Here is a 23,046-nt window from a genome sequence, read left to right on the forward strand (position 1 = left end):
GACGTAACCAGCAGGAAATCTGACGAAGAAAACTCTTTTTACTGGGACCTAATCCCCAAGAAACTAAGAGCGACGATAGAAGCTCTGAAGATAGCCGTGCCTCCAAGATTTATCACCTAGAGGGCACGGAATTCAGGTTCTAGAAAGGCCGCCTTCAGATCAAGGGCTAAGCCTCTTCCGGGCACTCTAAATTCTGAAATATTTCGGTGGGCTTACCTAGCAAATAGGCATTAAAAAAGCTCGTTCAACGAGCTAATTTAAGAAATGGTCGGGGCGGCGGGATTCGAACTCGCGACCCCTTGCACCCCATGCAAGTGCGCTACCAGGCTGCGCTACGCCCCGACTCAAGAATTGAGAATATACACTAATTTTTTTATGTATGCAAGAAGTCCGCGATTTTTTCAAGATTTGAAATAATTTCTTCGAGCTCTCCAATATCGGCCGTTACCGCTTCTCGAGAAATCTTTAATTCGGCAGGCGCTCCCGGCTCTTGAACCGGCTTGTTATTTTTCAGCGCTTCAAGCTCCTGAGTCAGAATCTGCCGTGCGGCGGAAAGCTTATAGCCTTCCCCATGGACGAGCTCTCTGATACGCCGCGCAATCTCTATGTCTTTTTTTCTATAGGCCCGATGAGCGCCTCGCTTTAAGGGCCTAAGCTGTGAAAACTCTTTCTCCCAAAAACGCAGAACATAATCCTTTACGCCGCATAAGTCTGAGGCTTCTCGGATTGGGAAATATCGTTTATTCGGAATTTCCGGCAATGCTGCTAGTTTCTTCTTCATCGGTATAAGGCCCTTAAATTTAGGCTTAACAGTCTGTCCGTTTCATCAGACCTTTCGCCGCGCGCGGAAGAGTACGCGCAAAGCAGAGTCTTCTTTGACCGACTTTCATCAAATCGATCAAAGACGAACCTGCCGCCTGCAGAACCGCCCGCACAACACGAGCGATCCGCAGTCAGATTCATCACTGTCTCAGAACAGCGCCTTGTTCGGCAAGAACGTTCAGAATCGCCTGCACGGCCTCATCGGCTTCTGCGTCAGAAACCTGGCTGTCCATGCGCTGGAAGCGAGCACTAAAGGCAAGACTCTTCTGTCCTGCATCATCCTTCGGCTGGTAAACGTCAAAGAGTTTGAAGGAGCTCAGAATGAACAGACGAGGATCTTTCTTCGCAGCCTTTGCGACCGCGTCGGTCAGCTTCTGAAGCGCAATATCAGAAGCCATCGAAACAGAAATGTCTCTGGAAACCGGCTGGAACTTGGAAATCGGTTTATGAACCAGCAGGCCCTGTTTGAGAAGCGGCTCAGCGTCAAGCTCAAAGACAACCGGCGAGTGCGGCAGATCATACTTCTGAGCCAGAGCAGGATGAAGCTCACCGATCACACCGATGAGGTCACCATCCAAATAGACATCTGCGGAGCGGCCAGGATGCAAAGCTGGGTTCTTCGATTTCTCAAAACGCAGTTTTCTGCCTGCAGTCAGCTGTTCAACAACGCCCTTCAGGTCGAAGAAATCATAGGGACGAGCCTTCTCGCCCCACTGAGCCGGGTAAGCAGAACCGTAAACCAACGCACCCAGATGGACCGGCTGACGAACACCCTCAACCGCAAAGTCCGATCCCTTAACTGTCTTGTCTCTGAAGAATACGCGCCCGTACTCAAAGAGCGCCGCACGTTCCGTCTTGCGGTTCAGATTGTATTTGAGCGTATTTACAAGACCCGCAATCAGCTGAGTACGCATGACCGCCATCTGAGAAGCGATCGGATTCAGAACCTTAATCGGATTTTTCACCGCAGAAAAATCCGCTTCCTCTTCCTCGGCCACAAACGAGTAGCTGATCTGCTCTTGGAAGCCCAGCGCCGCCATCTTCTTTCTCAATTCATGACGATCGAGCGTGTCCTCGTTTCTCTCGAGCATGGAAACACGAGCAAGCGGCGGGATCTCTGTGAGGTTCTGATAGCCGTAGAGACGGGCAACTTCTTCAATCAGATCCTCTTCAATTTCGATATCGAAGCGGTATGTCGGCGGTTCAACCAGGAAAGCGCCGTCCTTCTTTTCGAAATTAAAGCCAAGACGTGTGAAGCATTCAGCCATCTTGTCTTCGGAAATATCCGCACCGATGATCTTACGGCAGCGTTCAATTCTCATCTTGACCGGCTTGCGCTCCGGCAGGCTTTCTACCATATCGACAACCGGTCCGATCTGTGTTTCTGCTGTACCGCAGATATCCTTGATCAGACGAGTGGTGTACTCGAGATGTTCAACGGTGGTGCCGAAATCAACGCCGCGTTCAAATCTGTAGGCCGCATCGGTGGAGAAGTTCAGCTTTCTGCAGCGTCCCTGAATAGAAACAGGCCACCAGAAAGCGGACTCAATGAAAATGTTCACGGTGTCATCGGAAACCGCCGCATGAGCGCCTCCCATGATGCCGCCGATCGCTTCGATGCCGTTATTGTCAGAAATCACGCCGAAATACGGATCGATATCGACGGTCTTTCCGTTCAGAAGCCCCGCCTTTTCGCCTTCCTTGCCCCAGCGAACCGTCAGGGTTCCGTCAAGCTTATCCAGATCAAAGATGTGAGTCGGACGACCGAGCTCAAGCAGAACGTAGTTGGAAATATCCACCAGAGCGGAAATCGATCTCTGACCGGATCTTTCTAAACGAGACTTCATCCAGTCGGGAGTCGGTGCGTTCGGATTCAGACCTTTAATCACACGGCCGGAGAAACGGCCGCAGAGATCTGGCGCTTCAATTTTGACGTTATGAACGGCGTCGCAGTTTGCTTCAACCGGAGACATATCCGGCTGAGCAAGTTCAGCGCCGGTCATCGCGCGAAGATCACGGCCGACACCGATAATGCTCAGCGCGTCACCGCGGTTCGGTGTTAATTTAATTTCAATCTTTCTGTCGTCAAGACGTTCGTAAGTACGGATATCTTCTCCGACCGGAGCGTCCGCAGGCAGAATCCAAAGTCCTGAATGATCTTCGGAGATGCCAAGCTCTCTGCTCGAGCAAAGCATGCCGTTGCTTTCAACGCCGCGCAGCTTGGCCTTCTTAATTTTGAAGTCGCCCGGGAGAACTGCGCCGATTTTCGCGCAAGGTACTTTGATTCCGGGTGCAACGTTCGGAGCGCCGCAAACGATCTGAACCGGATCCCCTTCCCCGACATCAACCGTGCATACGTGCAGTTTGTCGGCGTTAGGATGATTTTCCACTGTCAGAACCTGCGCAACAACGATTCCTGTAAAGGCGGGCGCGATCGGTTCGGATCCCTCCACTTCCAGACCGCCCATTGTCAGTGTTTCGCAAAGCGCTTCGCTTGAAAGGGGCGGATTAATGTAGTGGCGAAGCCATTCTTCTGAAAATAACATTTTTTACCTTAGCCGATTATTTGAATTGTTGAAGGAAGCGAAGATCGCCTTCGAAGAAAAGGCGCAGATCGTCAATACCGTAGCGAAGCATTGTCAGACGCTCAAGTCCGGAACCGAAAGCAAAACCGACATACTTTTCCGGATCAAGGCCGAAATTTCTGACCACATTCGGATGAACTTCGCCTGAGCCGCTGATTTCAAGCCACTTGCCTTTTCTCGGACCGCTGGTGAACATCATGTCCACTTCAGCGCTCGGTTCTGTGAACGGGAAGTAACTCGGACGGAAACGGACGATCAAATCGTCTGTTTCAAAGAAACGCTTCAGGAAATCAACATAGACGCCTTTGAGGTCGGCAAAGCTGATGTTTTCGTCAATCCACAACCCTTCAACCTGATGGAACATCGGCGAGTGAGTCGCATCAGAGTCAACTCGATAGGTTCTTCCCGGAGCAATCACCTTGATCGGCGGCTTGTGCTGGCGCGCGTAGCGCACCTGCATCGGAGAGGTATGCGGGCGAAGCGGCAGCTGTTTGCCGGTCTCATCCTTCATATCCACATAGAAGGTATCCTGCATGCTTCGAGCCGGATGATTGGGCGGATTATTCAGAGCGGTAAACGTATACCAATCGTTTTCAACTTCGGGACCGTCGGCCACATCAAAGCCGATGGTTTTGAAAATTTCTTCGACACGCATCCAGGTCTTCATCACAGGATGAATCCCGCCTGTACCGAAGTTTCTGCCGGGAAGCGTAATATCCACAGCTTCGCTCGCCAGTTTGCGGTTCAGCTCTTCGTCAGCCATCTGGCGGCGGCGCTCATTAAGCAGCGCTTCTACCTGCTGCTTGGCTTTATTAATTTGTGCACCTCTTTCACGTTTTTCTTCGTGGGAAAGCTTTGCCATCCCTTTTAAGAGTGCTGTTAAAGAGCCGCTTTTGCCAAGGTAGACGGCTTTAGCGTCTTCCAGTGCGGCCGGAGTCTGAGCCTGTGCGAAGCTTAGACGGGCAGACTCGATAATTTGACTTAGATCTTCCATTTTTGTCGACAGCGATGAAGGATAAAAAACAAAAGCCTGGCATAAAGCCAGGCTCTTGTAATATTTTATCAGTTTAAACGGTAAGGACCGCTAAAACTGTGTTGTTTCCGTATTAAGCAAGACTTGCTTTGGCCTTAGCGACAACAGCGGCAAAGCCTTCTTTGTCGAAAATAGCCATGTTGGAAAGAACTTTACGGTCGAGTTCAATACCGGCTTTCTTGAGGCCGTTCATGAACTGGCTGTAGTTCATGCCGTTGGCACGAGCACCGGCGTTGATACGAGCGATCCACAGACGGCGGAACACGCGTTTCTTGTTGCGGCGGTCACGATATGCGTACTGACCGGCACGCATAACAGCCTGCTTGGCAACACGGTAAACATTATTGCGGCGAAGGGAAAAACCCTTGGACAGCTTAAAAACTTTTTTATGACGGGCACGCGCCGTTACACCACGTTTTACTCGGGGCATCTTAAATCTCCTCTAAATTAAGCGTAAGGCAACATGCGACGGACTTCTTTAACGTCCTGTTCGCAGATGGTTAACATGCCGCGCAGCTGACGTTTATTCTTAGTCGTGCGCTTTGTGAGAATATGACGTTTTGTAGCGTGTGCACGCTTGATAGAACCGCCGGAGCGAACTTTGAAGCGCTTCGCTGCGGCTTTTTTGGTTTTCATCTTGGGCATTTTGCCTAAGTCCTTATTTTTAGATGATTGCAGGCGTTTCCAAACACTGGAAAACTTGACAGCCTGGTTTCACTTATTGCCCTGCTCGAGAGCAGGGCGTAATGATACTACAAAAAAGAGTCAACAAATTTAAGCGTTAGATTTGTTACTTCTTTTTCTTCGGAGCAAGAACCATAATCATCTGACGTCCTTCCAATTTCGGGAAAGACTCGACCTGTGCGATTTCCGCCAGATCCTCTTTGACTCGGTTCAGAAGATCGGTTCCGAATTCCTGATGGGCCATTTCACGGCCGCGGTATCTCAGAGTCACCTTGGCTTTATTGCCGTCGGTGATGAAGCGGGTCAAAGCGCGGATCTTCGTATCGTAGTCGTTCTTGTCCGTCTGAGGACGGAACTTAACTTCCTTGATCTGAATAACCTTCTGTTTGGCCTTGGCTTCCTGAGCCTTTTTTTGTTCCTGATAACGGAACTTGCCGTAATCCATCAGACGGCAGACCGGAGGTCTCGCATTCGGCGCGACCTCTACTAAATCAACATCTGCCTCTTCAGCCATGGCTAATGCCTGAGAAGTCTTGACGATGCCAATCATCTCACCGTCAAAACCGGTCAAGCGTACTTCTGGCACTCGGATCTCGCCATTGATCCGGTGTGTGCGTTCCTGAGCTATGTTTGTCTCCAGTTAATTAATCGATTTTGTTCACGTTGCGGCGTGTTTCCACGTCTTCCTGAACAAGCTTAATAAAATCTTCTACGCTCATGGTGCCAAGATCCTTGCCGCCACGAACGCGTACCGCGACCTTGCCTTCTGCCTTTTCTTTGGCGCCTACGACCAGGATGTAAGGCAGTTTTTGCAAGCTAAGTTCGCGAATCTTATATGTAATTTTGCCATTCCGCAAATCCGCTTCCGATCTGAGTCCGGCCTTTTTAAGCATTGCGACGACTTCCTGAGCATAGTCAACCTGATCGTCGGTAATGTTGGCCACACCGACCTGAACCGGAGCAAGCCAGGGCGGGAGCTGGCCGGCATAGTGCTCGATCAGCATGCCGATAAAGCGTTCCAAACTGCCGACAATCGCACGGTGCAGCATCACCGGTGTCGCACGTCCGTTCGATTCGGTCACATATTCGGCACCGAGTCGGCCCGGCATCTGGAAGTCGACCTGAATTGTTCCGCACTGCCAGCCGCGGCCGAGCGAGTCTCTCAGGTGATATTCAATCTTCGGACCGTAGAAAGCGCCTTCGCCCGGAAGGATTTCGTACTTGATGCCCGCGGAATCAAGCGCGTCCATCAAAGCCTTTTCAGCTTTATCCCATGTCGCATCGTCACCGATTCGTTTTTCGGGACGAGTGGCCACTTTGTAGGAAATGTCATAGAAGCCGAAATGGTCATAAACCTTCTGGACCAGTTTGGTGTATTCCGTGCATTCGGAAAGAATCTGATCTTCAGTACAGAAAATATGTCCGTCGTCCTGAGTGAAACCGCGGACACGCATCAGACCGTGCAGAGAGCCGGACGGTTCGTTGCGATGGCAGGCGCCGAATTCACCGTAGCGGATCGGCAGATCGCGATAAGAGCGAACGGCGCTGTTGAAAATCTGAATATGACCCGGGCAGTTCATCGGCTTGAGCGCATAGTAGCGATTCTCCGACTCTGTCGTGAACATATTCTCTTTGTATTTGGACCAGTGGCCGGATTTCTCCCACAGCGTTCTGTCAAGCAGCTGAGGAGCCTTGACTTCCATGTAGCCGTTGTCCTGATACACCTTGCGCATGTACTGCTCGACCTGCTGCCAAAGAGCCCAGCCGCGAGCATGCCAGAAAACCAGACCCGGAGCTTCTTCCTGGAAGTGGAAGAGATCGAGTTCTTTGCCGAGGCGGCGATGGTCGCGCTTTTCAGCTTCTTCAAGCATATGAAGGTACTGAGCAAGCTCGTCCTTCTTCGCAAAGGCGGTACCGTAAATGCGCTGAAGCATCTCGTTCCTGCTGTCGCCTCTCCAATAGGCGCCTGCGATCTTCATCAGCTTGTGAACTTTAAGACGTCCGGTGTTCGGCACGTGAGGACCGCGGCAGAGATCCACGTAGTCGCCCTGACGGTACAGAGAAATCGTTTCACCGGAAGGAATGGATTCAATGATCTCGGCTTTGTAGTTTTCGCCGATAGACTTGAAGAACTTGACCGCTTCATCACGGTCCATTTCTTCACGCTCGATCTTCAAATCGCGCTTGACGATCTCATCCATTTTCTTTTCGATTTTGGGCAGATCTTCAAGCGTCAGAGAATGCGGCATCGAGAAGTCATAATAGAAACCGTTTTCAATAACCGGTCCGATTGTGACCTGAGCGTCCGGGAACAGTTCCTTGACTGCCTGCGCCATCAGATGGGAGGTAGAGTGACGGATAATCTCAAGGCCTTCCGGATCCTTGTCCGTGATGATAGCTACTGTGCTGTTTTCAGTAATCGGAGTCGAAAGATCGACCAGTTTTCCATTTACCTTTCCGGCGAGGGCTGCACGGGCAAGCCCGGCGCCAATTGAGGCCGCAACATCTCCGACGGTAACCTGCGCGTCAAATTCGCGCTTGGATCCGTCAGGCAGTGTAACTTCTATCATTAACCTAATCTCCAAAAATTCTTTTCAGTTTTAATGCGGGCTTTTTGCACAAACGAACAGCGATCCCGCAGGAAACGGCATCCTAGGCAACGGCGCCGAAATCCGCAAAACATCGATTTTATCAGCTCAGAGGCGCTCTTGAGCGATTGTTTCTACCATTTAAGGCGCACGAAACGTTACTCCGATTTATTCAGCGCCTTGCCGCTCAGGAAAACACCAATCAGCGCAAGTACGGAAAGCCAGACACACTGTCGAATAAACCAGGCGGTATTCACGCTTGTGATCACATCCGTCCAAAGAAGCACTTTGAGACAGCCGTATGTCAGAAGAACCGCGACAAAGGCTCCGATAACCCATGACAGAACTATCCCGATAAAACCGCTGACGCGTTTTCGAAAGTAAAGTCCGGAAAGGATTCCGACACAAAAAGCCAATATCAATGTAAAAAATGAGATGAGCACAAAAACTCCTACAAGATTTTCTAACTTATGGCATAAGATAAAGAAATCGCAGCCTCAAATTATATAAAGGAACCCACAATGGAAACTCTTGCTCAGGACCTCAAAGCCGCCGTTCAGACACTTACTGAAGACACCCGCTTTTGTCATGCGCTTGCCTACGTCAAAGACCGCCTCCCCGAGACAATTCGCGACCAAAAGGAACTCACGCTGATTGAAGCTCCGACCGGGCATGAAGAAAAGAAAGCGCGCCGCTACATGCAGATGCTCGAGGAGGCCGGCTTAACCGATGTCGTCATGGATGAGCATTTCAATGTGTTCGGCAAAGTCACGGGAAGCGCCAACTCCGGAAAGTCTGTCTTGCTTGAAGGACACCTTGACACGGTTTTCTCCTTTGGCGATGTCAAGGAAATCCGGGAAGACGAAGAAGGACGTCTGCACTGCCCCGGCATCTGCGATGACACACGTGCGCTTGCCGCAAACCTTGCCGTGCTGCGCGCGCTGAAAGACGCCGGTCTGAAGCCCGTGCATGATATTTACTTTGCCGGCACCGTGCGCGAAGAAGGACTTGGCGGTATGCAGGGCATGGCCTGGGTACTCGATGAACTTAAAGAGAAAACCGAGCTTTTAGCCACGCTTTCCATTGACGGACCGAGCGGAGAAACTTTTTATGCAAACGCGACCGGAATCGTCGACTGGGAAGTCACATTCGAAGGGCCCGGAGGGCACGCTTGGACCGCCTGCGAGAGACCGAGCGCGATTCACGCCGCCGCTCTCGCGATCGCCGAGATGACCAAAATCAAAGTTCCGACGGATCCGAAAACCACCTTCACAGTCAGCCTGATTGAAGGCGGTCAGGCAATCCACGGGATTGCTCAGAAAGCGACCTTTAAAATCAACGCCCGCTCGAACAGTCAGGAAGAATTGAACCGACTCGATGATGAATTCATTCGTGCTTTTGAAGCGGGAGCTGAAGCGGAAAACCCAAAAGACAGCTGCAGCGGCCGCATCAGCGTCACTTACCGCAAAATCCTGGACGTGCCTGCGGGATCTCAGCCGGATAACGCGCGAATTATTCAGCTTACAAAACTGGCCACACTCGCGGTCGGCAGAGAGCCGAACTTCCTTCCGGGCGGCTGTACCAATACCAATATGGCCATCGCGAGAAACATTCCGGCTGTGACTTTGGGCCGCGGCGGCGAAGAATACGGCACCCATACGCTCAATGAATGGTTTAATCCCAAAGATGTCTTCTGCTGTGAGCAGAAGTCGCTTATCCTTCTTGGTGTCATCGCCGGGATTGAAGGTACGCTTAAACCGCTCGGCGAAACACTCTAGTTTTTAAGGAGAAAACGTGTTTGATTTATATTTTCTCTGGCTCATTGTCGCTGTCGTGCTCGCAGGCGCCGACATGTTGCTCGGCACCTTCTATCTGCTGATACTCGGGCTGTCTGCCATCGCTGCCTTTGTGATTGCAGTTGTCGGCCTGAGCTTTACGGCTCAGCTGCTCGGCTTCGCCCTTTTCGGCATTATCGGCTGCGTGCTGCTTTCTCTTAAAAAGAAAAATGACACAGGCCGTAAAACCCTGGACGCCGCTCAGATTCAGAATCTGAATGACGGCCAAATTGTCACCGTCGAGCACTGGAAAGAAGACGGCACGGCCGACGTTTTTTTCCGAGGCACGCATTGGCAGGCGGCTGCAGAAAAAGGTCAGACTTTAAAGCCAGGTCTCTGGTCGATCACGGGTATGAACGCAAACACTTTAATTATTAAATTTCACAAGGAGAAGTAATGCAGGAAATCGCATTAGGAGGCTTTAGCTTTTTTATTCTTTTACTTGCCGTCTTCGCGGTTATCTTTATCCGCGACGCCGTCAAGGTCGTTCCGCAGCAGGAAGCCTGGGTGGTCGAGCGCTTCGGTAAATTCCACAGCGTGCTCGAGCCGGGCCTTAACTTTATCGTCCCGCTGATCGATAAAGTCGCCTATAAGCAGACACTGAAGGAAATTCCGATGGACACTTCAAGTCAGATCTGCATCACAAAAGACAACACTCAGCTGCAGGTAGACGGTGTTCTGTATTTCCAGGTCACCAATCCCGAGCTTGCGAGCTACGGAACATCCGACTTTGTCATGGCCATTACTCAGCTTGCTCAGACATCGCTCAGAAGCGTGATCGGCACCATGTCGCTCGATAAAACGTTTGAAGAACGTGAGGAAATCAATGCCCGTGTTGTTCAGGCCGTTGACGAAGCGGCCCAGACATGGGGCGTAAAAGTTCTTCGCTACGAGATCAAGGATCTGACGCCGCCGAAAGAAATTCTCCGCGCGATGCAGCTTCAGATTACGGCTGAACGGGAAAAACGCGCTGTGATCGCGACATCCGAAGGTCAGAGACAGAAAGAAATCAACGTTGCCGAAGGCGAACGCGCTTCCATGATTGCTCAGTCTGAAGGTGAAATGCAGGCGGCGATTAATCGGGCCGAAGGCGAAGCCAGAGCGATCGAAGCCGTCGCAAAAGCTCAGGCTGAAGCGATCCGATTGGTCGCAGAGGCAATCGCTCAGAACAAGGGCCTTGAGGCTGTCAACCTGCAGGTTGCAGAAAAATACGTGGAAGCGTTTGGCAATATCGCTCAGAAGAGCAGCACACTGCTGCTTCCTGCCAACCTCGCCGATATCAGTTCCATGGTGGCGAGCGCGATGGCAATCGTAAAGAACACGGAAAAACCGAAAGCCTAACCACCGCAGATATAGAAAAAGCCCCGAAAATCGGGGCTTTTTTAGAATTCTGGTAGGCACGATTGGACTCGAACCAACGACCCCCACCATGTCAAGGTGATGCTCTAACCAGCTGAGCTACGTGCCTGTCGCGTTACCGCGTAATCGAATTGTGTTTCCTTGGTAGGCACGATTGGACTCGAACCAACGACCCCCACCATGTCAAGGTGATGCTCTAACCAGCTGAGCTACGTGCCTAAGGAAGACGTGACTATACAAGTATTTTTTTACTTTGACAAGTCAAAAGTAAAACTGAAGCAATTTTTTACTTTCTTCTTGCGCTGTAAACCCCGCGAACCTCCCGAATCGCGCTCAGTGTACGGGCCAGATCGTCTTTTCCGCGAATCTCAATCGTAAATGTGGTGTGCACATCACCTTTGACTTTTGCGGACTGCATCGCAACGATACTTTCCTTTTCTCTCGAGAACACTTCCGTAATGTCCTTGAGAAGACCGACACGGTCCTGACTGATCACCAAAATCTCAACCGGGAACACCGCTGTCTGATCATGCGTCCAGGAGACCTCAATCAAACGGTCGCGTCCGGATTCATCCAGCGAGCGGATATTCGGGCAGTCGGCCCGATGAACCGTCACGCCTCTGCCGCGTGTGACAAAGCCCACGATCTCGTCCGGGGGAACCGGATGACAGCAGCGGGCAAGCTGCGTGAGCAGGGAGTCCACGCCAACCACCAGCACCTTGCCTTTTTCACTGTGCCCGGGCTTCTTAACCGTCGTGAGAACATCCTCATGCTCGGGCGTCTCAGCTCTGGGCATGAGAACATTTTCAATCGCTCTCTGTCCGAGCTCATCCTTCCCGGCGGCAAGACAAAGATCATCAACCGAGGTAAAACCCAGACGTTTGGCTAAATCTTCCAGCTTGACAGCGGTTTTACCGATTCTTGCGAGATCCTTGTCAATTTTTTCGCGTCCGCTCGCCAAGGCCTGCTGCATTTCCTGCGCATTGAACCACTGACGAACTTTAGTTCTTGAACGCGGAGAAGCGGTAAAACCAAGGTCCGGATTCAGCCAGTCGCGGCTGGGCGCCCCGGTTTTGGCGGTAATAATCTCTACGGTTTGTCCGCTCTGCAGCGGCGTGTTCAGGGGCACCATCACGCCGTCGACTTTCGCACCGCGGCAGCGGTGACCGAGTTCCGTGTGCAGATGGTAGGCAAAGTCGATCGGTGTGCTGCCCGCAACCAAATCCAGAACCTTGCCCTGAGGCGTCAGAACATAGATATTCTGATCTTTGACGCTCTCTGGAGTCGGGGAGTGCTGAATGTCGCTCTTCCATGCGAGCATCTGTCGAAGCCACGCCACGCGGTCTTCTTCGTGCTCTCCGGCTTTACGCTTTGAGCCTTCCTTGTATCTCCAGTGCGCCGCTACGCCAAGTTCAGCAAATTCATGCATCGCCCGGGTTCTGATCTGAATCTCCAGAGGTTTGCCTCTGGAGCCGAGAATCACGGTGTGCAGCGACTGATATCCGTTGGGTTTAGGCTTTGCGATGTAATCGTCAAACTCTTTGGAAAGAACTTCGCTCGTACCCTGAATAAGAGACAGCGTCTCATAGCACTTTTCCACGGTGTCCACGATGATTCGCACCGCACGGACGTCAAAGAGCTGCTCGAATTTCAGATTTTTCTTTACCATCTTCTTCCAGATGGAATAGATGTGCTTTGGGCGTCCCGAAACGGAAGCCTGGATGCCGTGGGAGGCGAGAAGATTTTGAATGCCTCGGACTGCATCCTGAATCGAAGCGACACGTTCTTCGCGCGTTTCCTCAAGCGCGTTCGCAATGGAATGGAAGACTTCCGGTTCGGTAAAGCGCAGAGATAAGTCCTCAAGCTCCCACTTCATCTGCCAAATACCAAGACGGTTGGCAAGCGGTGCGTAAAGCGCAAGCGTCTCCGCCCCGTATTCTTTCGCTCCGGGCGCCTTAGAAGCGGCAAAGTAGCGAAGCGTCTGAAGACGAGAAGCCAAACGAAGCAGTACGACACGCAGGTCTTGGCAGAGAGCCAGCAGAAGACGTCTGACCGCATCGGGCTGCTCGCTGATTTTGGCGTCGCCCTCTCTTTTTCTCGCCTTCTCACTCACGTCAATCACGACTTTGAGATTCTCAACGAGCTCGCAGACTTGTTTGCCAAAGTGGCCGGTCAGCCATTCCTTCGGGTTCTTGAGCTGATTCCAAACACAGAAAAGATAGGCGGCCGCGAGCAAATCATCGTCGTCGCGAATTCCTCTGAGAATATCAACAACGACTTCGGCATGCGCTAACACAGGCTCACCCGTGTACAGAACCTGACCCTCATATAGAGGCTCGATAATACGTCGAACGTCGGCCAGGTTAATTACTTTCTTATCCTCGTCCATTCTTTCTTTCAACGATGAAACTTTGACATTCTTCCCGTCACGAGTGACGGAAATTCCGGACCACGGCGACGGCCTCAGCCGCTGCGGCAGAAGGTTCGGACGGTTTCCTGCTGACAGCGCCTTTAGCGCGCCGATTAACGGATCTCTCCGTTCATTTCACAGGCTAACCGAGCCTGTCCGGCCATCAATACATTTACTGCCTCGACCGCATCAGCGCTAAGCTGACGACAGCTGAGATTTTCCACTCTCTGCGGACGCAAACTCCGACATTCAGCAAGTATACAAGGCAATAAAAAAACAAACTAAAAAAGGCCTAAAAACCTCCGTCCCAGGGGCGGTGTTTTTAGGGCCTGTCCGATGAAAAAAGGCAGTCCTGAAACAGAATCTGCCTTCAAGATCGCAGGGGTATCATTTTACCCAATCCGTCAATAACGTCTCTTTTTTCTTTAGGTTAGTCTCGAACCACTGCTACCATTGAGATCTGCACTTTCCATGACGGATCAGGCAGAGCGGATTCGATCACCGAACGAGCCGGCGGATTCTCTGTGCTGACCCATTTCTCCCACGCAAGATTCATTTCATGGAAGTAGCCCATATTGGATAAATAAACCGTACAGCGAAGAATATGTTCCTTGTCGGAGCCGCTGCGCGCAAGCAGATCGTCAATAATCTCGAGCACATTTTGCGTCTGTTCTTCGGCGCTTCTCACGCGCTTCAAATCGACTTGGCCCGAAATATAAACAACGCCGTTGCAAACGACCGCCTCACTGAATCGATTATTTTTATCAATGCGTGTAATCATCAAATACCTTTAGTTCTTAAAGCTGTGAATCGGTGCGGGGATGCGACCGCCGCGATTAATAAAGCCGGCGGCGCTCCCCTGCTGAACCGGCATAATATCAGCCCCTCCGAGGAGGCCTCCGAATTCCGCGCGCTCTCCGACCTTCTTGCCCGGAACCGGAATCAGGCGAACCGCTGTCGTCTTCGCATTAATCATGCCGATCGCGCATTCGTCGGCGATGATTCCGGAAATCACGTCCGCGGGAGTGTCGCCCGGAATCGCGATCATGTCCAGACCGACGGAGCAGACGCAGGTCATGGCTTCCAATTTTTCAAGTGTCAGGCGTCCTGAAGCGGCTGCGGAGGCGATCGCTGCATCCTCGCTCACCGGAATGAAAGCGCCCGAAAGACCGCCGACGGAAGAAGAAGCAAACACGCCGCCTTTTTTCACCGCATCGTTCAGCATGGCTAAAACAGCTGTTGAACCGGGCGCGCCGATAGAGGAAAGTCCGACGCTCTGGAAAATTTCGCCCACGGAATCGCCAACTTCAGGAGTCGGCGCAAGAGAAAGGTCAGCCACACCGAAAGGCAGGTTCATACGCTGAGCGACTTCGGTTCCAATCAATTCACCGACGCGCGTCACTTTGAAGGCCGTGTTCTTGATAATTTCCGCAATTTCAGTGATAGAGACTTTTTCGCCTCTTCTTCTGACGGCTCGGTCAATCGCCTTTTTCACCACGCCGGGGCCGGAGACGCCGACGCTGATCACTGCATCGGCTTCGCCGACGCCGAGATAGCCGCCCGCCATAAAGGGAACGTCTTCGGGGATATTGCAGAAGATCACCAGTTTGCAGCAGCCTAATCCGTCTCTGTCAGCGGTCATGTTGGCTACATCCAAAACTCGCTGACCCATCAGCTTGACCGCATCCATGTTGATGCCGGTTCTGGTACGTCCGACGTTAATGGACGAGCAGACATGATTAGTGATATTGAGCGCTTCAGGAAGCGCGTCGATCAGATTCTTCTCTCCCGGAGTAATGCCTTTTTCCACCAAGGCACCGAAACCGCCGAGGAAATCAACACCCGCGTCTTCTGCGCATTCATCCAGCAGCTTGCAGACTTTAACCATCTGATCTCTGCTGTAGCCGGCGCAGACAGTGCCGATCGGAGAAACCGTAATGCGTTTATTGACCACCGGAATGCCGTAGCGGTCACCGACTTCGTTGCAGATCGATACCAGGTTTTTCGCATGGCGGTTGATCTTGGAACGGACTCTGTAGGCAAATGTGTCGAAATTGTCGCTGGCGCAGTCAAAAAGATTAAGGCCGAGTGTGATGGTGCGAACATCCAGATGTTCGCTTCTCAGCATATCAATAGTGGAGGTTACTTCGCGTTCTGTAAGCATTTCTAATATTCCATTCCGTATTTGATTACCCGACGATAATGCGGTGAATCGCCTCAAAAATTCTTCTGTGCTGCATGCTCATGGATAAATGACGATCATGAGCGATATCGGCAAGCGTGCGATGAAGCGCCTTGCGGTCCGCGTCAAAAGGAACCGTCACTTCAAAGACTAAAAGCACACGGGCCTTTTCAAGCGGTTTGCCATCTTCATCAGTCGGCTGCTCGATCGAGCGGAAGCTGTCAATGTTGATACGGCCCTCGTAAAAGACATGCGTGAACGCGGTCAGAATATCTTTTGAGCCTTCCTGCGGTCCGTCAACCGTGATCACAAAAGGTTCGCCCTCCGTGAGCGTCTCTTCTCCCCTGACAATATCCCGAGTCGTAACGGACATGTCAAAGCCCTTTTCGCAAAGTTCTTTCTTAACCGACTGCTGAATGTCTTCATTAGACAAATCCTCGGGCTTTTCAACAATCATCAGAGAAGAAAACTGATTGCAGAGAGTTGTCTGATTCATGTTGATAAAGTTGCAGCCGAGTTTGCTGAGCGCGCTGGCGGTCGTGTACACCACGCCGAAACTGTCAGGGCCGGTTACAGCCAGTAAAATTTGTTTCACTTCCTAGTCCTTTTTATTGATAAATATCGGCTCCGAAAGCCGTATTGATTCGGAAAAACATAGATAAATTCAACAGCTTCTCATAATCTTAATCAACCGCCCTCTGCTATTTGCCGATAACGGGCACAATTTTTCCGGTTAAGGAAAAATGCCCAGCCAACCCCTAATTTCCGCTATTGAGGCGCGGCAGCCAGTATCGCGCTGAACGCGGGAAAAACCTCAAGCGTGTTTCTCTGCGACTGCCGTGACGATTCTTCAGGACTGATAGAGCGCAGTTCTGCGGCCTCCAAGCCGTAATCAGCGATATCGGCAAGAACGCTCTGCGGATTTTCTTCCCGCTCACGGGTTCGGCTCGGCGGAATATCCGGACAGTCCGTCTCAAGCACCCAGGCATGCTCGGGGAGCGCAGCAAGCAGCGCGCGTATCCGCTTTGAGCCGTTGTACGTCATCGCGCCGCCGTATCCGATTTTGAATCCGAGCTTAATAAACTGCTCAGCCTGTGCCGCGCTTCCGTTGAAAGCGTGAATCACGCCGCAGAGCGGCTGAATGCGTCTCAAATGCTTGAGCACGATATCCATAGCGCCTCGGCCGTGCAGACTTAAAGGAAGCTTTAACCTTCGGGCGAGTTTCAGATGCTCGGAGAAAACCGCTTCCTGAATATCCCGAGGCACGGAACAGTCATCGGAAAAGTCCAGACCGCACTCGCCCACCGCCGCAAGACGCGGATCCTCTCGATTTTTTAAGAGCGCATCCTCCAAAACCTGAAGATCTGAACGCCAGCTTTCGCGCAGGTATAGCGGGTGCAGCGCGAGCGCATAGCAGGAATCCCACTCGTGAGCGCACCGGATCGCAGCTTCAAAATTATCCGTTCCTCCCGCGCATACCAAACCCGCTGCCACTCCGCAGGCGCGGGCGTCTGTCACTTCCGCCTTCTGCTGCTCGTGCGGCAGAACAAAGAGGTGATTATGAGTATCGATCCAGCGCGGCTTCATGATTTACTTCTCCGCGATCAGTCGGCCCGCTTTCAGCCGATAGATGCGGTCGCAGCGCGCGGCAAGCTCCGGGTCGTGGGTCACGATAATCAGCGTGAGTTTCTCATCTCGCGTTAAACGCACCAAATAATCAAACACTGAAACCGCGGTCTCCCGGTCAAGGTTTCCGGTAGGTTCATCGGCGAGCAGACAAACCGGAGAGCCGCACACGGCGCGCGCGATCGCGACACGCTGACGCTCTCCGCCCGAGAGCTGACTCGGAAGGTGATCCACGCGTTCTTCAAGTCCCATCGCAGCCAGCAGATGCTCCGCACGCTTTTGCGCCTCAGCGGCCGGAACCCGTCTGATCTTGAGCGGCATCGCCGTGTTTTCCAGCGATGTGAATTCCGGCAGCAGATGGTGGAACTGATACACAAAACCGAGTTTTCGGTTGCGCATCTGCGTCCGCTGCTTTTCGCTCAGATCGGCAATATTTTCTCCGTCAATTTCTACGCTGCCGGCATCAAAGGTATCGAGCGCGCCCAAGCACTGGAGCAAAGTGGACTTGCCGCTGCCCGAGGTACCCACAATCGCCACGGAGACGCCTTCTTCAACTTCTAAATCAATGCCCTTGAGCACTTCCAAAGAGTCTTTGCCTTCTTTGAAGATTTTTGTCAGGCCTTTGACTTTCAGCACAACTTTGTTATTCATATCTGAGCGCCTCCGCCGGTTCAATATTGGCGGCACGCCAGCTCGGGTATACCGTGGCGGCCAACGCAAGAACAAAAGAGAAAATCGCGATCGGAACAATGTCGGAAGCCCGAGGATCGCTTGGCATTGAAGAAATAAAGTAGATTTCTTTCGGCAGGAACTGCACTCCGAAGAGATGCTCGATAAATCCGACGATTGCGCCCACGTTGCAGGCGATTAAAAGTCCCGCTCCGACGCCGATTAAAACGCCCATGCAGCCGATAAAGGCGCCCTGCACCATGAAAATTTTCATGATGGACTGACGCGTCGCGCCCTGAGTTCTCAGAATCGCGATATCGCTGCGTTTTGCGTTAACCGTCATCACAAGGGAAGACACCAAACCAAAAGCGCCTACGAGCACAATCAGAAAAAGAATGATGCTCATCATGCGTTTTTCCACCTGCACGGCGGCAAACCATGTACGGTTCTGGCGCGACCAATCCATCGCAATCAGCCCGCTCGGCATTGTACCGTTGAGTTTGGCCGCTACAGCGGGCGCCTCCTGCATATCTTCAAGCTTGATGCGCAGGCCGTTCGGAGCGGAGGTTCTAAAAAGTTTTTCCGCGTCCTCAAGATTGATAAAGCTCATCGCGCTGTCAAATTCATAGTGGCCGGAATTAAAGACACCCGCGACGGTAAACTGCCGCATTCTCGGCATCGTTCCTGCGGGCGTAAACTGCCCCTGCGGAATCATCACTGTGATCTGATCTCCCGGGACAACGCCAAGCTGTCTGGCCAAATCCGTACCGATAACGATTTTGAATTCGCCGCTCTTCAAATCACTGAGGGAACCCGCTGTCATAGCCTGCGCGACGTCGCTGACGGATTTTTCCCGCTCCGGATCAATTCCGCTGATCTGCACGCCTTTGACATTGCGGCCACTCGAAAGCAGTCCCTGACCGCGGACAAAAGGCGCCACCCCGACGATTTCCGGATTATTCTTTTCAAGCGTTTCCGCGGTTTTCTGCCAATCCTTCATCGGCAGACCGAGGGAGACTACTTCCGCATGAGAAAGCACGGAAAGCATCTTGTCTCTGACCTCTTTTTGGAAGCCGTTCATAACAGAGAGCACGATGATGAGCGCCATCACTCCGAGCGCAATCGACGCCATGGACATGCCGGAAATAAAAGAGACAAATCCGTCTCTCTTTCCCTTACGTCTGGAAAACGTGTATCTCAAGCCGATCATCCACTCAAACGGCAGAGACGAAAGCGGTTTATTTTTCACAAATCTTATCCAATAAGTTAGTCGAATTATTTTAGCTGTCGCGCATCGACTATTAAAATGGCAAGGTTATGCCAGCCACAATATTTTTATTCCCAAATTTGGTTCTTTCGTCCGAGCAGACAAAACGGCTCGGCAAAGCCGTCGCCCCCGCCTCGCTTCGCGAGTTCTTAGCCAACTGTGACAGTTTTCGCTGCACTGACGTGTTCGCCAATCCGGCGCTTTCCGGTTTTACCGCCTCCCAATGGCTCTGGATGCTGCTGAGCCAGCGCGATACGCTTGCGCCTACCGCCCCCTACACGTGGAAAGGACTCGGCGGCCCTAAAGTCGATCAGGAATTTTGGTCTCTGAACGGCTATCGGTTTGAAGACGGGCGGCTGGAATCTTCGTCTGACACCTTTGACATTGATGACGAGTGCGATCTGAGAGATCTTTTCTCTCCGCTTGCCAGACGGTTTAATTTTGACGTACAGGTCCTTGACGGACGCTTCTTCTTTGTTCGCAAGCAGGCATGGAACACGATTTGTGTGCCGTGGGAAGCGCAAAGAGGCAAGCTCAAAACGCCCGCCGACGGCGAAAACGCATCGCAGTGGGAAGAGCTTCATCAGGAAATTGAAAGCGCGCTTGCTTCAAGTGAGCTGAACCGCAGAAGAAACCAAGAAGGCAAACCGAGACTTGACGGGTTCTGGGTAAGCGGCGGAGGTTTTGATGAACAGCTGCTGCCTTACACCCAAATTCGCTGTCTGCTCTCGGACGATCCGTATGCGAAAGGCGTGGCTGAAGCGGCAGGCATCTCAAAAAATTACATCGTCAGCCCGAAAAAAGGCTGGCCGGATTGTCCGGAAGGCGATCGGCTCTGCGTCATGACCGATTTTGAGGACCCTCGCGTTAAAGAGGACTCTGAACTGTGGACCAAGACTTGGGATCAGACCATTGAAAAACTCCGCACCTACATGGAGGGCTGCGTCGGATTTGAAAAGTATCATCCGCGTCTTGTGGCGTGCTCGGGCATGCGTGTCAGCATTGTTGAGCGAACCAAGGAGCCCGCAAAAGGTTTTTCTCTCTTCAGAAAAAAATACGACCACGCCGCTGATTGGCTTAGCGCCGGCAATCTCTAACACCGGATTGGACACATGACAAAATTCTCAACACGTCGTTTTGACCACAACACCGTACAGGCGCTGATTAACCGCGGTTATTCGGAACCGCTCGCGCGCGCCCTCTCCGCCCGCGGCGTCAAGTCTCCCGAAGACATGAACTACGATCTTCACAATATGCTTGCGCCGGATCAGCTTTTAAACTGTGAAGCCGCCGGCGCCCGTCTTGCCGACGCGATCCAAGCGCAGAAGAAGATCATGATCATCGGCGACTATGACTGCGACGGAGCGACCTCCGTTTCGCTTGCCCGCCTCGGCCTTCGCGCGCTCGGCGCTAAAAACGTCGACTATCTGATCCCGGATCGGGAAAAAGACGGCTATGGCCTTTCAACGCCCCTGGTTAAAAGAGCGGCGGAAAGAAAACCCGATTTGATCATCACGGTTGACAACGGCATTTCTTCCTACGATGCCGTTGAGTATGCGAAGTCTCTGGGCATTGATGTGATCGTCACAGACCACCATCTTCCCGGAAGCCGCGTCCCGGACACCCTAATCGTGAATCCAAATCAGCACGGCGACACGTTCCCGAGCAAGTCGCTTGCGGGTGTCGGCGTCATGTTTTACGTTTTGCTTGCTACGCGCGCAGAACTCAGAAAACGAAACGCTTTTGCGGGCGGCAAACAGCCCAACCTGCTGAATTTCATCGATCTGGTTTCTCTCGGCACCGTGGCTGACGTGGTTCCCTTGGACCGCAATAACCGCATTTTGGTCTCTAAAGGCCTTGAGCGCATGCGTGAAGGCCGCATGCAGCCCGGCATCTCGGCGCTCCTGACAAAGAGCCGTAAAAACACGCTCTTTTTAAACGCGTCGGATTTAGGCTTTTTAATCGGTCCTCGCATCAATGCCGCAGGCCGATTAGATTCGATTGAACTGGGTGTGGAGTGTCTCTGCACTTCCGATTACGGCCATGCGCTGGACATTGCCGATCAGCTGGAAAGCTTCAACAAGAAAAGACGAAGCATTGAAGATGATATGCAGGCAGAAGCGCTCATTGAAACGCAAACAATTGCGGTCGGAGAAACCAACTCCATCGCCATCAAGGGCGATAACTGGCACAGCGGAGTTGTCGGCATTGTCGCCTCCCGCATCAAGGAGAAGACCTATCGTCCGACCATTGCGTTTGCGCCTTCGGAAGAAAACGGCGTGCAGTATCTGAAGGGTTCGGGCCGCTCTATCCCCGGCATTCATCTTCGCGATGTACTGGATCTGGTTGATAAGCGCAACCCGGGGATGATTGTTAAATTCGGCGGCCACGCCATGGCGGCAGGCCTCACCATACACGCGGACAAATTCGAACTCTTTAAGGAAGCTTTTGAAGCGGCGATCACCGACACCGCGCAGCCCGGCGCCTTTGAAAAGAATGTCCTGACCGATGGCGAGCTCAGCGCGGGAGACTTTAATGCGGAATTAGTTCGGGAAATCCGTTCCAACGTGTGGGGACAGGGCTTTACCGAACCGCTTTTTGCCAACCACTTCCGCGTGCTCTCTCAAAAGATTCTCAAAGATCAGCACCTAAAGCTTGTGTTGGAAACAGACGGCCGCACGCTGAACGCGATCTGGTTCCGCAGAAGACGCGAGATTCCCGAAAACGTGCACTTGGCCTATAAGCTGGATTTGAATGAATGGGCCGGGCGAACCTCCGTACAGCTCATTGTAGAGAGCATGGAAGACGAGGTCGACGATTGGGGGGCCTAACCTCTTCTATAATTTCATTTTTTACCATCAAAAACTAAACTGCAGCAAATGGAAGTTGAACGACTAAATCTAATCGGCACGACTGCCGAAGACCTCCTTGCCCGCACGAGCGAGCTTCGGAGGTATCTTTGACTACGATCAAAAAGAACGCCAGCTTGAGGAAGTCACTCAGGCACTAGAGGATCCTGACGTTTGGCAGGATCAGGAAAGAGCACAAAAGCTCAGTAAAGAAAAGAAGCATCTCGAAAACATTGTTCTCACGCTCAAAGAGCTGACAGGCGGCCTTCAGGACGCGCTTGAACTCTTCGAGATGGCTAAAGAAGAAAACGACGACGGTACGCTTGAATCCGTTGAATCGGACGTCGCCGAATTCAGAAAGAAGGTCGAACACCTCGAATTTCAGAGGATGTTCAATCAGGAACACGACTCCGCGAACTGCTTCCTTGAAATTCAGGCCGGTGCCGGCGGTACCGAAGCCCAGGACTGGGCGAGCATGCTTGAGCGCATGTATCTGAAATTTGCGGAACGTCAGGGCTTTGATGCTGAAATCATTGAAGAGACGGAAGGCGACGTCGCAGGCATCAAAGGGTGCACTATCAAAATCAGCGGAGACTACGCTTACGGATGGCTTCGCACCGAGACCGGCATTCATCGCTTAGTCCGCAAGAGTCCGTTTGACTCCAACGCCCGCCGCCACACATCATTCGCATCCGTGTTTGTGGTCCCCGAAATCGACGATTCCTTTGAAATCGAAATCAACCCTGCGGATCTGCGTGTTGACACTTTCCGAGCCTCGGGCGCGGGCGGTCAGCACATTCAGAAAACGGATTCCGCGATTCGAATCACGCATATTCCTACCGGCATTGTCGCGACCTGCCAGACAAGCAGAAGTCAGCATCAGAACCGTGAAGAAGCGATGAACGTGCTGAAAAGCCGTCTGTATGAAGCAGAGCTTCGCAAGCGTCAGGCCTCTCAGAAGGAATTGGAAGACAATAAGAGCGACATTTCGTGGGGACATCAGATACGCTCTTATGTACTGGATCAGTCCCGCGTCAAAGATCTGAGAACCAATGTTGAAACTGGCAATACCTCTGCGGTTCTGGACGGCGCGCTTGAAAACTTTATCGAAGCAAGCCTTAAACAGGGAGTCTAAAG

General features: G+C 52.1%; 21 protein-coding genes and 3 tRNA genes. 6 read left to right on the forward strand and 18 right to left on the reverse strand.

What is annotated here, in order from left to right:
- Positions 1-265 precede the first annotated feature (265 nt).
- From E5987_RS08970 to E5987_RS09010, 9 genes are all read right to left on the reverse strand, one after another.
- A tRNA-Pro gene (locus tag E5987_RS08970) sits at positions 266-342 on the reverse strand.
- 31 nt (positions 343-373) lie between these two features.
- Positions 374-781, reverse strand: coding sequence for a MerR family transcriptional regulator (locus E5987_RS08975; protein ID WP_160335756.1), 408 nt, complete (start codon positions 779-781; stop codon positions 374-376).
- 181 nt (positions 782-962) lie between these two features.
- Positions 963-3,368 (reverse strand): phenylalanine--tRNA ligase subunit beta, encoded by a 2,406-nt coding sequence (gene pheT, locus E5987_RS08980; protein ID WP_160335757.1) that lies wholly within the window; start codon positions 3,366-3,368, stop codon positions 963-965.
- Positions 3,369-3,384: 16 nt separating this feature from the next.
- On the reverse strand, positions 3,385-4,401 hold the full coding sequence (gene pheS / locus E5987_RS08985; RefSeq protein WP_160335758.1) for a phenylalanine--tRNA ligase subunit alpha: 1,017 nt from the start codon (positions 4,399-4,401) through the stop codon (positions 3,385-3,387).
- A gap of 112 nt (positions 4,402-4,513) precedes the next feature.
- Entirely contained in the window at positions 4,514-4,870 is a 357-nt protein-coding gene (gene rplT / locus E5987_RS08990; protein ID WP_160335759.1) for a 50S ribosomal protein L20, read from the reverse strand.
- A gap of 17 nt (positions 4,871-4,887) precedes the next feature.
- Positions 4,888-5,085, reverse strand: a complete 198-nt coding sequence (rpmI, locus tag E5987_RS08995; RefSeq protein ID WP_160335760.1) for a 50S ribosomal protein L35 — start codon at positions 5,083-5,085, stop codon at positions 4,888-4,890.
- Between the two features lie 145 nt (positions 5,086-5,230).
- The gene (gene infC, locus E5987_RS09000; RefSeq protein WP_160335791.1) at positions 5,231-5,764 is read right to left on the reverse strand and encodes a translation initiation factor IF-3; all 534 of its coding nucleotides are present in this window, start codon (positions 5,762-5,764) and stop codon (positions 5,231-5,233) included.
- Between the two features lie 4 nt (positions 5,765-5,768).
- Positions 5,769-7,694, reverse strand: a complete 1,926-nt coding sequence (thrS, locus tag E5987_RS09005; protein ID WP_160335761.1) for a threonine--tRNA ligase — start codon at positions 7,692-7,694, stop codon at positions 5,769-5,771.
- A 176-nt stretch (positions 7,695-7,870) separates the two neighbouring features.
- Positions 7,871-8,155 (reverse strand): hypothetical protein, encoded by a 285-nt coding sequence (locus tag E5987_RS09010; protein ID WP_160335762.1) that lies wholly within the window; start codon positions 8,153-8,155, stop codon positions 7,871-7,873.
- A gap of 78 nt (positions 8,156-8,233) precedes the next feature.
- Here E5987_RS09010 and E5987_RS09015 point away from each other — a divergent pair, with 78 nt between their 5' ends.
- Genes E5987_RS09015 through E5987_RS09025 form a run of 3 tightly spaced genes read left to right on the forward strand, consistent with a single transcriptional unit; the run spans position 8,234 to position 10,888 of the window.
- On the forward strand, positions 8,234-9,490 hold the full coding sequence (locus E5987_RS09015) for a M20/M25/M40 family metallo-hydrolase (protein WP_160335763.1): 1,257 nt from the start codon (positions 8,234-8,236) through the stop codon (positions 9,488-9,490).
- Positions 9,491-9,506: 16 nt separating this feature from the next.
- Positions 9,507-9,944 carry an NfeD family protein gene (locus tag E5987_RS09020; protein ID WP_160335764.1) on the forward strand — a complete coding sequence of 146 codons (438 nt, stop codon included), beginning with the start codon at positions 9,507-9,509 and terminating at the stop codon, positions 9,942-9,944.
- A complete protein-coding gene (locus E5987_RS09025; protein ID WP_160335765.1) occupies positions 9,944-10,888 on the forward strand; it encodes an SPFH domain-containing protein in 945 nt (314 codons plus the stop codon). The genes E5987_RS09020 and E5987_RS09025 overlap by 1 nt, the downstream gene beginning before the upstream one ends.
- Positions 10,889-10,938: 50 nt before the next feature.
- On the opposite strand, the gene E5987_RS09030 is transcribed toward E5987_RS09025, so the two are convergent.
- From E5987_RS09030 to E5987_RS09070, 9 genes are all read right to left on the reverse strand, one after another.
- Positions 10,939-11,015 (reverse strand) — tRNA-Val (locus tag E5987_RS09030).
- A 33-nt stretch (positions 11,016-11,048) separates the two neighbouring features.
- Positions 11,049-11,125 (reverse strand) — tRNA-Val (locus tag E5987_RS09035).
- Positions 11,126-11,192: 67 nt separating this feature from the next.
- Positions 11,193-13,295 (reverse strand): RelA/SpoT family protein, encoded by a 2,103-nt coding sequence (locus E5987_RS09040; protein WP_160335766.1) that lies wholly within the window; start codon positions 13,293-13,295, stop codon positions 11,193-11,195.
- Between the two features lie 451 nt (positions 13,296-13,746).
- Positions 13,747-14,097, reverse strand: a complete 351-nt coding sequence (locus E5987_RS09045) for a RidA family protein (RefSeq protein ID WP_160335767.1) — start codon at positions 14,095-14,097, stop codon at positions 13,747-13,749.
- A 9-nt stretch (positions 14,098-14,106) separates the two neighbouring features.
- Positions 14,107-15,480: a PFL family protein gene (locus tag E5987_RS09050; protein WP_160335768.1), complete on the reverse strand. Its 1,374-nt coding sequence runs from the start codon at positions 15,478-15,480 to the stop codon at positions 14,107-14,109.
- Positions 15,481-15,505: 25 nt separating this feature from the next.
- Positions 15,506-16,093, reverse strand: a complete 588-nt coding sequence (locus tag E5987_RS09055) for an ACT domain-containing protein (RefSeq protein WP_251570480.1) — start codon at positions 16,091-16,093, stop codon at positions 15,506-15,508.
- A gap of 173 nt (positions 16,094-16,266) precedes the next feature.
- Positions 16,267-17,085 (reverse strand): TatD family hydrolase, encoded by an 819-nt coding sequence (locus tag E5987_RS09060; protein ID WP_160335769.1) that lies wholly within the window; start codon positions 17,083-17,085, stop codon positions 16,267-16,269.
- Between the two features lie 3 nt (positions 17,086-17,088).
- Positions 17,089-17,775, reverse strand: coding sequence for an ABC transporter ATP-binding protein (locus E5987_RS09065; RefSeq protein WP_160335770.1), 687 nt, complete (start codon positions 17,773-17,775; stop codon positions 17,089-17,091).
- Complete coding sequence (locus E5987_RS09070; protein ID WP_160335793.1) at positions 17,768-19,003, reverse strand: lipoprotein-releasing ABC transporter permease subunit; 1,236 nt, start codon at positions 19,001-19,003, stop codon at positions 17,768-17,770. Before E5987_RS09070 ends, E5987_RS09065 begins: the two co-directional genes overlap by 8 nt.
- 107 nt (positions 19,004-19,110) lie before the next feature.
- Between E5987_RS09070 and E5987_RS09075 the strand changes: the two genes are divergently transcribed.
- The 3 genes from E5987_RS09075 to prfB all read left to right on the forward strand — a co-directional run bounded on the left by E5987_RS09075 (position 19,111) and on the right by prfB (position 23,044).
- Positions 19,111-20,157 carry a hypothetical protein gene (locus E5987_RS09075; protein ID WP_160335771.1) on the forward strand — a complete coding sequence of 349 codons (1,047 nt, stop codon included), beginning with the start codon at positions 19,111-19,113 and terminating at the stop codon, positions 20,155-20,157.
- 15 nt (positions 20,158-20,172) lie between these two features.
- A complete protein-coding gene (recJ, locus tag E5987_RS09080) occupies positions 20,173-21,891 on the forward strand; it encodes a single-stranded-DNA-specific exonuclease RecJ (RefSeq protein ID WP_160335772.1) in 1,719 nt (572 codons plus the stop codon).
- Between the two features lie 48 nt (positions 21,892-21,939).
- Positions 21,940-23,044, forward strand: a protein-coding gene (gene prfB / locus E5987_RS09085) for a peptide chain release factor 2 (RefSeq protein ID WP_160335773.1) whose coding sequence is annotated in 2 segments (ribosomal slippage) — positions 21,940-22,020 and positions 22,022-23,044 — 1,104 coding nt in all. Because the reading frame shifts where the segments join, the coding sequence is not laid out codon by codon here.
- The last annotated feature ends 2 nt before the right edge of the window (positions 23,045-23,046 follow it).

This window comes from Parasutterella muris (assembly GCF_009767915.1).
Classification (GTDB): domain Bacteria; phylum Pseudomonadota; class Gammaproteobacteria; order Burkholderiales; family Burkholderiaceae_F; genus Parasutterella; species Parasutterella muris.